The organism is Acinetobacter sp. ANC 4862 (genome assembly GCF_004336635.1).
In the GTDB taxonomy this organism is placed as follows: Bacteria; Pseudomonadota; Gammaproteobacteria; order Pseudomonadales; family Moraxellaceae; genus Acinetobacter.
Genome location: NZ_SJXH01000014.1, coordinates 1 through 12,373, shown reverse-complemented (window position 1 = coordinate 12,373; position 12,373 = coordinate 1). Strand labels below are relative to the sequence as shown.

General features: G+C 41.2%; 11 protein-coding genes, 1 pseudogene and 1 riboswitch. Of the genes and pseudogenes, 5 read left to right on the top strand and 7 right to left on the bottom strand.

Annotation, left to right across the window (positions count from 1 at the left end; all coding sequences use genetic code 11):
• Positions 1 to 10 precede the first annotated feature (10 nt).
• The 7 genes from E0409_RS07975 to E0409_RS07945 form a co-directional block, all read right to left on the bottom strand.
• A complete protein-coding gene (locus E0409_RS07975; protein ID WP_131289491.1) occupies positions 11 to 244 on the bottom strand; it encodes a zinc-ribbon domain-containing protein in 234 nt (77 codons plus the stop codon).
• Positions 245 to 295: 51 nt separating this feature from the next.
• Positions 296 to 1,213, bottom strand: coding sequence for a tRNA glutamyl-Q(34) synthetase GluQRS (gene gluQRS / locus E0409_RS07970; RefSeq protein ID WP_171458798.1), 918 nt, complete (start codon positions 1,211 to 1,213; stop codon positions 296 to 298).
• A 9-nt stretch (positions 1,214 to 1,222) separates the two neighbouring features.
• Positions 1,223 to 1,750: an RNA polymerase-binding protein DksA gene (dksA, locus tag E0409_RS07965; protein ID WP_067722416.1), complete on the bottom strand. Its 528-nt coding sequence runs from the start codon at positions 1,748 to 1,750 to the stop codon at positions 1,223 to 1,225.
• 209 nt (positions 1,751 to 1,959) lie between these two features.
• Positions 1,960 to 2,769 carry a 3',5'-cyclic-AMP phosphodiesterase gene (gene cpdA / locus E0409_RS07960; protein WP_131289487.1) on the bottom strand — a complete coding sequence of 270 codons (810 nt, stop codon included), beginning with the start codon at positions 2,767 to 2,769 and terminating at the stop codon, positions 1,960 to 1,962.
• A gap of 10 nt (positions 2,770 to 2,779) precedes the next feature.
• Positions 2,780 to 3,400 carry an NUDIX domain-containing protein gene (locus E0409_RS07955; protein WP_131289485.1) on the bottom strand — a complete coding sequence of 207 codons (621 nt, stop codon included), beginning with the start codon at positions 3,398 to 3,400 and terminating at the stop codon, positions 2,780 to 2,782.
• 76 nt (positions 3,401 to 3,476) lie between these two features.
• Positions 3,477 to 5,372 carry a phosphomethylpyrimidine synthase ThiC gene (thiC, locus tag E0409_RS07950; protein WP_131289483.1) on the bottom strand — a complete coding sequence of 632 codons (1,896 nt, stop codon included), beginning with the start codon at positions 5,370 to 5,372 and terminating at the stop codon, positions 3,477 to 3,479.
• A 111-nt stretch (positions 5,373 to 5,483) separates the two neighbouring features.
• Positions 5,484 to 5,612: riboswitch (TPP riboswitch) on the bottom strand.
• Positions 5,613 to 5,703: 91 nt separating this feature from the next.
• Positions 5,704 to 6,771: a hypothetical protein gene (locus E0409_RS07945; protein ID WP_213073362.1), complete on the bottom strand. Its 1,068-nt coding sequence runs from the start codon at positions 6,769 to 6,771 to the stop codon at positions 5,704 to 5,706.
• A gap of 274 nt (positions 6,772 to 7,045) precedes the next feature.
• Here E0409_RS07945 and abuO point away from each other — a divergent pair, with 274 nt between their 5' ends.
• The 5 genes and pseudogenes from abuO to E0409_RS07920 all read left to right on the top strand — a co-directional run.
• Entirely contained in the window at positions 7,046 to 8,398 is a 1,353-nt protein-coding gene (gene abuO, locus E0409_RS07940; RefSeq protein ID WP_131289481.1) for a multidrug efflux outer membrane protein AbuO, read from the top strand.
• A 96-nt stretch (positions 8,399 to 8,494) separates the two neighbouring features.
• Positions 8,495 to 9,211 carry a phosphate signaling complex protein PhoU gene (phoU, locus tag E0409_RS07935; protein ID WP_131289586.1) on the top strand — a complete coding sequence of 239 codons (717 nt, stop codon included), beginning with the start codon at positions 8,495 to 8,497 and terminating at the stop codon, positions 9,209 to 9,211.
• Positions 9,212 to 9,607: 396 nt separating this feature from the next.
• Positions 9,608 to 10,945 carry a glycosyltransferase family 2 protein gene (locus tag E0409_RS07930; RefSeq protein WP_252151786.1) on the top strand — a complete coding sequence of 446 codons (1,338 nt, stop codon included), beginning with the start codon at positions 9,608 to 9,610 and terminating at the stop codon, positions 10,943 to 10,945.
• A complete protein-coding gene (locus E0409_RS07925) occupies positions 10,942 to 11,898 on the top strand; it encodes a hypothetical protein (protein WP_171458797.1) in 957 nt (318 codons plus the stop codon). Before E0409_RS07930 ends, E0409_RS07925 begins: the two co-directional genes overlap by 4 nt.
• A 319-nt stretch (positions 11,899 to 12,217) precedes the next feature.
• Positions 12,218 to 12,373, top strand: a pseudogene (locus E0409_RS07920) (IS256 family transposase); the annotation flags it as partial.

Genomic DNA, 12,373 nt, shown 5'->3' with positions numbered 1-12,373 from the left:
CTATTATTCCTTAATCTGGCTGAGCATGGTTTAATACTGTGCTTGGCATTTCAGTTCCACAATTCAGACATTTCACAAATTCTCCTTTTGCCTTTGAAAGGGGAATCAGTGGGATAAAAAATAAAGAAAAATAATTACGCTGTTGTTTTAATTCATATCCGCTTCTGGTCCTGCATACCGGGCAAAGAAACTGACTTTTCTGAATGATTTTGGTTTTCGGACCTATTCCAAAAATAAAAAACATAGACTGAGCTCTTTTTTGAAGTTTATCTTTTAGCTTAGCGCATTTTTAATTTTATAAATAAGTGCCCTGCAGTTGCATTGTGTGTGGAATCTGTTGGGTATCCCACTGCGCGATGGCTTGCCTGAGCATATGTGCTGGAGTGTCTAAATCGACTTCAGCTTGATGCAAGGCGCGAATCGCTTGCTGGAGTAATTCAGGTGCGCGGTTGAGATCGAGGGCTTGCGCCATGTTCTGTTTAGAGAGCTTTTGTCCCTGATTATTCATGGCCAAAGGCAGGTGTATATATTCAAGTTTTGGATAACCCAGTATCGAACCGAGCCAGATTTGCCGTTCAGTATTATCCAGCAGGTCTGCACCACGAACCACATGGGTCATGCCTTGCAGATAATCATCCACCACCACAGCCAGTTGATAGTTAATAATGCCATCCCGACGCTTGAGCACAAAATCTCCAAGGTCTTGTTGAAGATTGGAACAATGTATTCCTTGCAGACGATCGCTAAAGCAAATTTCTTGATCGGACACTTTGACACGAATGGCTTGCTGCTCAAAAGGTAGATTTAGATCGCGGCAAGTTCCGGTATAGATATGATTCGAACCCAGCATTTTGCGGGTGCATTGGCAGGCATACACCAAATGGTTTTGATGCAGTTGATCAATGACAGCATCGTAAATGTCTAAACGGTCTTTTTGGAAAATTATTTCTGCATCAGCTTCAAATTGAAAGGCTTCAATTGAACGCAGGATATGATCTTCACTGCCGGGATAAATACGCGGAATGTCGGTATCTTCAATCCGGACCAGCCATTTGCCATTATGCGCACGTGCATCACAGTAACTGGCTACAGCCGTGAGCAGTGAGCCAAAATGCAAAGGGCCGGTTGGCGATGGCGCAAACCGACCCACATAAGCCATCCTGTTATCCCCCTCCTTGATTAAAGAAGGGGTTAGGGGAGGATTATTAAGCATTAACTGCAATTAACCGTTATTTTGCTTCTCTTTGATTTCTGCTAAAGTTTTGCAGTCAATACAAAGGGTTGCAGTTGGACGTGCTTCAAGACGACGCAGACCAATTTCAATACCACACGTTTCACAGAAACCATAGTCATCGTTTTTAATCGCTTCAATTGATTGCTCAATTTTACGGATCAATTTACGTTCACGGTCACGTGTACGCAGTTCAATGGCAAACTCTTCTTCTTGTGTCGCACGGTCATTGACGTCAGGCAATGCAGTATTTTCATCCTGCATGGTGTTTAAGGTACGATCCACTTCAGACATTAGCTCTTCTTTCCATGCCAACAGAATTTGGCGGAAATGCTCAAGCTGTCCTTCGGACATGTATTCTTCATTTTTTTTCGGCTGATAAGGTGCAATACCAAATAAGCTAGCAGTAGAACCACTTTCTGACGCTTTTGGCTTGGTTTTTCGCACACGTTTTGTAGATTTTTCATCTACAACATCAGTTTGTTCGTCCAAGACTTGATTTTGGTTGTCATTCGCCATTTAGGGCATTCCTCATCATATACGTATTATCTATACGCAAAAAATATGGTGATATGCAAGTGTTTTTATCCAACCCTCAGGAGATTCTCCTTCGAGGGGCGTCATCATATAGACTTTTTGTGCTTTTTGATAGTCTTTGATGCCTGGATTCAATCTATCACGTTTCCTTTTGAAGCCATAAAGTAATAGAAAAAAAGCAAAATGAAAAGTTAATAACCTGAAATTTCAACATTAATTTTTTGTTGCGCCTTTTCGGTACGATAAATTTCAGTTTGTAACTCGCCATTTGCTTTCAAATGCAGCACCCGAAACCCCGGTGCTTCTTCATCTAGCGCAAAATCATCACTTAAAGGTTTGAACTGGACACAGGTTGAAGGTGTTGAAAAAAACTGAATATTTTTCCATTCATTCAAGGCGTCTTGATGAACATGACCACTTATTACTGCCTTCACATTACTGTGCTTAGCTAAAATATCGGTTAAATTTTCAGTGTTTTTCAATTTATGTTGATCGATCCACTTGGACTGCATATCGAAAGGATGATGATGACATGCAACAATCACAAATTGCTGTTGGAATTTAGATAAAATTCGATCCAGTTGTTGCAGTTGCTCTTCCTCAATCCAGCCATCAATTTTGCCACGCACAGCGCTATTTAATAACACCATGCTCCATGGGCCAAAATGAATCGCATGAACCTGATTTTGATTATGGTAGAAAGGGAACAGATCCATATCGTCATGGTTGCCCGGAATTTGATAAAACGGGATACCTAAACGCTGCATAAATGCCAAATAACGGCTATAGGTTTCTTTCACAGGCACTTGTGCTAAATCACCGGTATGAATGATCACATCCACATTTGGATATTGCTGCTGAATTTGCTTCATCACGGCATGAAAGCTCTGTTCAGGATTCATGTGCGCAAATTCTAAATCTTCCTGATTCATCAAATGTGTATCTGAAATTTGAATAATGGTCCAGTCTTGCTGGGTTTCATTGTAATCGGATAAAGTCATGTCTGACTCCTTAGACATTCCTTGTCGTTTTAATATGTTGTTGCAACCATTGCAATGCCATAATGACCGGTGCATTTCTTAATCGGCCATTGGTGAATAAGTTTTTAATTTCACTGTAGTCAATCAGATGCAATTGAATATTTTCGCTTTCATCAGGCATGCCAAAGATCCCGCCTTGTTCAGGCAGATTCGCTTGTGCACTGTATAAATGAAACAATTCTGAGCAGGCACCTGCAGATGGATAAAAACTGAATAAGTGCTGTAACTGATCAATCTTACAACCAGATTCTTCTAAACTCTCACGGCGGATACAGCTTTCAGGCGATTCATCACCATCCAGCACACCGGCAATAATTTCCAGTTGCCAGGCTGAATCTGAATCATCCATTGCACCGACACGGAATTGTTCAATTAAGGCAAATTTTTGTTGGGCATCATCATAAATCAGTACCCCGGCAGCTTCAGGTCGGTGAATAAGTTCACGTTGAATCACTGGCGTGTATTCAGTTTGATTAAATAAACGATGTTGGAGACTGACTTTTTCAACCTGAATGAAGCCACGGAACAGATATTCACGTGACTGGATTTTGACTTCGTCGCTGTTATATGTTGCTTGTCTAATAATATTCATATAGCTCAGTCAGGATGAAAAGCAATCATTCATCCTAACCGAGAATTTTATGAAAATAAAAGAGTTTTTTGCCAAATTAAAGCTTGTGGTACAATTTTTGACCATGTTCTTGGTAGGTGGTTTTCATCGTTTCGAATCCTGCTTCTATCTCTGCATTTTGTTCTTGGCTATGCTCCTCGTTGCTTTGATTTTTCGCATAATCTCTCACATTTTGGGTGATTTTCATGGAGCAGAACTTAGGTCCGCACATCGAACAAAAATGCGCTGATTTATGCGCTTCCTTTGGCATGGTCTCATCATGCATGCTGCGTGCAGTATCCGGGTCAAGACTCAAGTTAAACTGGTCTTCCCAACGGAATTCAAAACGCGCTTTGGATAAAGCATTGTCACGAACTTGGGAACCCGGATGACCTTTGGCTAAATCGGCAGCATGGGCAGCAATTTTATACGTGATGATGCCATCTTTAACATCTTTCTTGTTCGGCAAGCCCAGATGTTCTTTCGGGGTGACATAACACAACATGGCTGTACCGTACCAGCCAATCATCGCTGCACCAATTGCTGAAGTAATATGGTCATAACCCGGAGCAATATCTGTAGTTAAAGGGCCTAGCGTATAGAAAGGTGCTTCTTGGCAGACTTCAAGCTGCAGATCCATATTTTCTTTAATCATATGCATTGGCACATGACCCGGACCTTCAATCATGACTTGAACATCATGTTGCCACGCGCGATGGGTCAGTTCACCTAAAGTCCGTAATTCTGAAAATTGTGCTTCATCATTGGCATCCTGAATACAACCCGGACGTAAGCCATCGCCTAAACTGAATGATACGTCATAGGCTTTCATGATCTCGCAGATTTCATCAAAATGGGTATAGAGGAAGTTTTCCTGATGATGGGCGAGGCACCACTGCGCCATGATGGATCCACCACGCGAGACAATCCCGGTTAAACGGTTTGCGGTGAGGGGAACATAGCGAAGCAATACACCGGCATGAATGGTGAAGTAATCCACACCTTGTTCAGCTTGTTCAATCAAGGTGTCTTTAAAAATTTCCCAAGTTAAATCTTCAGCAACACCATCGACTTTTTCCAGTGCTTGATAGATCGGAACCGTACCAATTGGAACCGGAGAATTGCGAATAATCCATTCCCGGGTTTCATGAATGTTTTTGCCGGTCGATAAATCCATGATGGTGTCTGCGCCCCAACGCGTCGCCCAGGTCATTTTCGCCACTTCTTCATCAATGCTTGAACCGAGTGCCGAGTTACCGATATTGGCATTGATTTTCACTAGAAAATTACGCCCAATAATCATTGGTTCAATTTCAGGATGGTTAATATTGGCTGGAATAATCGCACGACCTTCTGCCACTTCCTGACGCACAAATTCAGGCGTTATTTCGGTCAGATTTTTTGCCCCGAAGTTTTGACCTACATGTTGACGTGCATCAACACCTTCAAGCTGGCGCTGATTTTCACGTATGGCGATATATTCCATTTCAGGGGTAATGATACCCTGACGCGCATAATGCATCTGGGTGACATTTTTACCTGATTTGGCACGACGCGGCTTTTGAATATGCGCAAAGCGAATCTCTGCTGTGCGAATGTCTTTTAGGCGTTCCTGTCCAAATTTCGATGTAAGCGTATCTAGTCGTTCTGTGTCTAGACGTTCTTCAATCCAGGCTTCACGCACATTCGGCAGACCTTTATTCAGGTCAATTGCAATTTTAGGATCGGTATACACACCTGAAGTGTCATACACCAGAATATCAGGATTCTGTTCGCCGCCTAAACCGGTCGGGGTATCGGTCAGTTCAATGGCACGCATCGGGACTTGAATATCCGCACGTGAGCCTTGGATATAGACTTTTTTTGAAGCGGGTAGAATACGGGTGAGATCTTTAGCATCTTGCTCATGTTGAGCAGAAATATCTGTTGCAGATAGATTCGTTAACTGGTTCATTGCAATGATCCTTATGAATGACATCAACGAATCAAGCACGACCAAAAACGTGGCGGATTTATCTGGTCTAATTTATTTTAAAAATCAAGATACAGATAAATTGAGGGCTTCAGTTTTTAGATGCTTGATTCCTACGCAGGTTTTAACCTGATCAGGTTCAACGGTACTTGTGCTTAAGTTCTTTATAGAAAGAACTGACACAATCTCAGCGAGCAATTACTCGCGCTCCGTCAAGCGATGGACAAATATTAACATGCCCAAGCACTAAAAAACATTCACATTAAATATCGCTTTTATGTGGTTCTAGAGGTCTTTAATTGAAAGGGTTTGATTAGAGACAAACGGCATCACTAAAACAATCACGTGTTTTAGACCGGTTCAAATTTTGCAACCCTAAATACTGATCTAATTGTTTGAGTGTGAGCTGATTTTCAGAAAATGATTGCTGTTCTTTAGTACTAAGTTGCAGGGGGATTTCTTTTAAGCGCTGCTGTTCAGAGAGTTGTAGAAATTGTAGGAATTTTGTTGCTTGAAGCGCTAAATACGAATTTTTGACCCGAGCTAATTTTTCAATTTCATCCATCGAACTACTTTGGATGGCATGTTTATCAGTATAAGTGTCAGAGACAGGCGAGTCGTTCATGCCCTTAAATAAAAACAGGGTATACATCTGTAAAAGATACATTGCATCTTTGCGATAGCTGCTTTTAGGATATTGAGTTAAATATTCTTCCCAAAATAAGGCGCGAGTTGCAATCTCGTGCGGTTCAATCATCAAGGTATCTTCAACAAATACCGGCATCATATTCTGTGTCGCCAAATTTTCGATAAACACCTGTTCTGCCCGTGGCATGTAGGGTGCAAAAATTTTGGCTAAATATTCAGGACTGCGACGATAATTGACCAAGCCTTTACCTGCATCAAACAGCTCGATATAGGCCTGACCCTTATGTTTCAATAAATATTGGTCACGTAGATTCAGTTGTTCAAAATGGTTTTGCTGAATGGTTGGATGCTGGGACAAATCAAAAGCATACGCTTCAAAAGCCACTTGTTGTGGCGGTGTTCTATCCACGGTTAAGAAGTTGTTATACATTTGATTAGACAAGGCTAACAAATGCTGTTGTTCATTAAATGTAGACAGCGGTAGACATAATTTTAAATCTTGATTGATCTGTTCCAAGGCGAAAGTGGTACGTTCCGCATTAATTTCTGCCATATTCTTTTCAATATTTTTGCATAATAAAGATAAATCCACCGTTTCATCTTGCTGTGATTGTTTTTGTAGCGGTTCTGGAATAGGCTGAGGTTCAGGTTTTTGACAGCCGAGCAAAAGCATCAACATGACAAAAGGAAAGCATTGCTTTACAGAGGATTTTTTTTTGAAAGGCACAGTCATTCGATATCTAGATACATGCAGCAATGATTTTGGTGGATTGCGGCTATTTTATAGCTAAAAAAGATTTTGTCTGTGTAGTATTGTGCAGGAGTTTAGTTACGTGCTGTGATCATGGACTAGCATTTTATAGATGAATCGATATAGCATGGCGGATTGTAAAAATTAATAAAAATCATACGGAAAATTAAGGAGATCACTCTAATATTGCATAGTTTTCTTTGAAATATGCGTGTTTGCAGATGGTCAGGTACGGTGCAGGGATTTACCATAAAAAATGAATATAAAAATAGTCATCAGTGCATGTATTTTACTTGTAAGTCCGTGCAGTTATGCTTTGGATTTGGTTGAGGCCTATCAACGTGCAAAAACTACCGATCCAAACTGGCAAGCGAATCTTTTACAGTATGAAGCTGATCAATTAAATCTGGGGATTGCGAAAGGAAATTTACTTCCGACCATTACTGTTTCTGGAAATGTCACACGAAAAAGCCAAGATGCGAATCAGGCCAGTGTTCCGGGTTTTCCTGCGGACGCATTTAGTGCATCCTCCTCAACTACTAAACAAATTGCCATGACTGCACGGCAACCGATTTTCCGTTGGGATGCCTGGGAAGGTTTAAAGCAAGTTAAAACCTCAGTCAGTTTGAGTGAAATCAATTTGCAACTACAACGTCAAGAACATATTTTAAATGTATCCGAATCTTATTTTAATGTGCTGCGTCAACAAAGTTTAACCACGGCCAATTTACAAGAAGAAAAAGCCTTGTTGGAACAGCTCAATTTAATGAATGCCAAATTGCGGGAAGGTCTGGTTGCAAAAAGTGATGTCAGTGAAGCTAATGCGCAATATGAAAGTGCACGCGCCAACCGGATTGCCACTCATGTGCAATTGATTTTGGCACAAGAGCAACTGGCACAAATCATTGGGCCCTATCGTGAAAACTTGGCGATACTCAGAGACGACTTTCAATTTCAAAAACCTTATCCAGCAGATTTGGAAGCATGGACTACTTTAGCACTGAGTCAGAATCTTTCGATTCAGCAAGCAAAGATACAACAGCATTATGCCGAAGATCAAAAACGCGTTGAACAAGCCGCTTTATATCCGCAAATTGAAGCGGTAGGCACTTATGGGTATATCAAACAGTCCCCGCAAAATGTGGTTTCCAGTGATGGTCAGTTTGATCAGATCGGCGTGGAGATGAACTGGAATGTGTATAACGGTGGGCGCACGCAAAAATCCATTCAAAAAGCCGCAGTGAATGTGAAAAAAAGTGAAGCTCAGCTGGATGCTGCCATTCGTAAAGCCAATACCGATGTAAAAAAATCCTATATGCAGGTGGAAACCGATCAGGCCAAACTACAAGCGCGTAAAGCGGCTATGGATTCGGCCAGTATTGTTTCTCAAGCTTCTAAAGCCCAATATCAGGAAGGTTTGAAAACCATGGTAGATGTGCTATTGGCGCAACGAAATGCTTTTTCTGCCAAACAGGATTACTTAAATGCACAATATGATTACTTGATTAATGTGCTACGTTTGAAAGCTGCTGTTGGCAAATTAACAGAACAAGATGTTGAAGAAATGAATGCTTGGCTGATCGATAAAGTAGTCAAACCAGCGAGCTAAACATTTGGATGTTTGTCATCAAAGCTTCATATTAGATATGATTTAATATTGACCAAGATTTTTAATCCTAAAATTGCTGTTGTGGAGTACGCCCCCTTGCCAAATAATCCGGTGTTGAATCACCATATTTCTTCGCAATTTAATGAAGAATTGCAGGATGTAAATACCAAATTTATGACCATGGGTGGTATGGTTGAACAACAAGTTGCCAACGGTATTCGTGCTTTATTAGACACAGATGCAAGCTTGGCGATTGATGTGCAATTCCAGGACAATGTCGTCAATCGTTTAGAAACGGAAATTGATGAAGCCTTAACCTTGATTTTGGCACGCCGTCATCCGGCTGCAATTGATTTGCGTATGGTAATAGCCATGTCTAAAGCCAATACCGATTTAGAGCGTATTGGTGATGAAGCGGCAAAAATTGCCCGTATTGCACAGAATTTGTGTGAAGAAGGTAATTCACCACGCGGCTATATGGAAACCCGTCACATTGGCAATCAGGTGCGGGTGATGATTCATGATGCCTTAGATGCCTTTGCGCGTTTAGATGTCGATCAAGCCTTGCGTGTATTACTTGCCGATGCCGATATTGACCGTGAATATCAATCTGCAACCCGTACCTTAATGACCTATATGATTGAAGATCCGCGTCATATTTCACGTGTGATCAATGTGTTATGGGTACTGCGTTCTTTAGAGCGGATTGGTGACCATGCACGCAATATTTCTGAACAGGTGATTTATATGGTCAAAGGTTTGGATGTACGCCATACCAGCGTGGAAGAGATTGAGCAAAAAGTTCAGCGTTAATTGCTGGAATTATTAAAGTAAAAAGCCTGCAAATTGCAGGCTTTTTTAGTTTGGATAAATTTTTCTTTATCAGATCGATAGCTTGGTGGATGGCTCAGTTCTAAATAATAATGACTTAATAATAAAGAATAAAACTTTAAGATGAGTAAAATAAATTTGACTAATAAGTGTTACTTATTTATCAAAAAGTGTACAAAAATATATATAATCATAACAAATGTAGGTTTTTTTAAAAAAAAGCAAAGTCCGTTCTCCGAACAATAATGATTTTCGTACATTTACGGTAACTAACGCATGTAAAGAAGGTCATCATCTGTTTCAGCGCAGTCACACACTTTACTGAAGATAACCTTGCATAAGTCTTATGAATGAAATGACATATTTGAGAGAGTGCTGATGATCATTGATGAAAGCAAAAGAGAAGTTTCTCAAATTTACTTTTCTGTGCAGTTAAAGTTTGTTGTGGCTCTCATTGGCGCTTGTTTTTGGACAGTATTTTCAATTTGGATTTCCCTAAACTGGCTGCATGATCTTAGCGGATATATTGGTTATTTTGCAGCGGTTTACCTGATTTATGGCATTGCCATTATTCCAGGCTTTATGAATTCATTTTCAGCTTTTAGCTTGATGATGGATCGAAGGCCCAAGCGACAGCGATTAGCTTCTTATCCGGGCATTACCATGTTGGTTGCCGCCTATAATGAAGCAGCTTCAATTCAGGATACCTTAGTCAGTATTGGTATTCAGGATTACCCGGGTGAATTGCAGGTGATTGTCATTAATGACGGTTCTCAAGATGAAACCGCAGACATTGTCCGGGAAGCCCAGTTACAGTTTCCCTGGCTATCTTTACTTGATTTAAAGCAAAATGCCGGCAAGGCGAATGCACTCAATCAAGGACTCAAACTGGCACAACATGATCTGGTGATCACCGTTGATGCGGACTCTTACTTACATCGGGTTGCATTAATCCATATTGTCGAACGCTATCTCGAAGATCCACCGAATACACGTGCGGTCGCAGGTACAATTCTGGTACGTAATTCCCGCAACAATTTGCTGACCAGAACCCAGGAATGGGACTATTTTCTGGGGATTGCGGCGACCAAACGGATGCAGTCCCTGTATCAGGGAACCTTGGTGGCTCAAGGGGCTTTTTCTATTTATGACCGTCATGCCTTGATCGAAGTGGGGGGATGGCCTGAATGTGTCGGTGAAGATATTGTACTCACTTGGGCATTGTTGAATGCAGGCTATCGTATCGGACATTGTGAGGATGCCTGTCTGTTTACCAATGCACCGACCACACTCAAAGTCTTTATTAAACAGCGTCAGCGTTGGGCTCGCGGCATGATTGAAGCCTTTATCAAACATCCAAGGATTTTAATCAAGCCTCGATTATCCACGTTTTTTATTTACTGGAATATGTTTTTCCCCTGGTTAGATGTCGCCTTCACCTTTGGTTTTATACCAGGAATCATCCTAGCCTGTTTTGGACACTACTGGATTGTCGGTATTATGACCCTGGCCTTATTACCGATGGCCTTATTGCTGGGGCTGTTAAATTATTCGATTGAACGCAGAATGTTTGATGCACAGGAACTCAAGGTGCGGAAAAACTTCATTGGCTTTTTGTTGTATGTACTCTTTTACAGTTTCTTGCTACAGCCCGCCAGTATTTTAGGGTATTTAGATGAGTTATTGAGAACAAGAAAAACATGGGGAACAAAATGAAAACCATAAAAACTGGAACCTATGTGCTTGTTCCTTTGCTCATCAGCATCACTACACCTAGCCTGGCAAATGGATTAGAGGAAGAGCAGACGCAAAGTGAACGTGCTGCCGGAACCGAATTTTTTTTTAGTGACGATAGTGAAGGCTTTCAAACTCGTAAACTATCGGCAGAATTTCTACCTCAATATGAAAATGCAGATCATTACTTAGGTGTACGTGCCAGTGCTTATCAGTATAAAGCTGATGATTGGCGTCGAGATGGTCAAAAGATCTCATTTATTGGACGCGAAATTGATTCTGCTACAGCAAATGGCTGGTCCTTGGAAGTCGGTGTATTTGAGCAGGGTGATCATACATTATTCACCTTTGATGGCAGTTATCGAACACCGCTTGCTCAAAAGACAGCATTGGAAGTTTTCGCTAATCGTGACTGGGTGGAAACACAACCCGCTTTGGATCAGGGGACGAATTTCACTTTCGTGGGCGCTGCACTGGATCAGGGCTTAGGTGAGCATGTCACAGTCATCGGTGTAGCGGGATCACAATTTTTTTCAGATGATAATCGCCGTGATCATGGCCGAATTAAATTGATCTATCAGCCTTCTCTCGACTTGGGATTGACACTTCAGGCCCGATATCGTATCTACCGTAGTCGTGAAGAGGATGTAGGTAGAGCGTATTTCAACCCTCAGGATTATGAAGAATCAATGCTGGCCTTAGGTTGGCGTCAGCGCTTTGCCGGATGGTCTGCTGGTTTAACTGCTGGTTTTGGACGTGAAAAAATTAATGCGGATCCGAGCCAATCTACCCGGCTATTTGAATTGAACTTGCAAAGCCCAATTCGTGGGTCCCAGTTTCTACGCATGAATGCCGGATATAACCGCAGTGCTTCTTTCTATGGACCAGATTATGATTATCACTATATAAAGGGTGAGTGGATTGTACGATTCTAGTCTGGTCTGAATAGAAAATTGGGTTATGAATGGGCGTTGTGACTTTGGTACAGGCCAAATAGTCCCTTATTCTCTTTTAGGACATACTCAATTCAAGACAGAGAGCTTAAATGAATTGACCGCGTTAATGATATTTACATGCTTAAGATTGGCTGCCAAGTTCAGCTGCTGAGCGATTTATTAAGGTAGTTTAATAAATACGGTTGGTGCTTAATACGATGGTGAACCATATAAGCACTAACTAGGGACTGTTCTAAATTTTGTGTAAGTACTTAATTTTCATTTATCCTACTGAGGATAATAAAAAGAGGTACTTCACATGGATGAAGCTACAATCAAAAGTATGGCAGCTGAATTAGCTAAAGGTTTAAAAACTCCTGAAGATTTAAACCAAATGACAGCCATATTTAAAAAGTTCATGATCGAAACCGCTCTGAATACTGAGCTTTCTGAACATTTAGGCTATGAAAAGCAT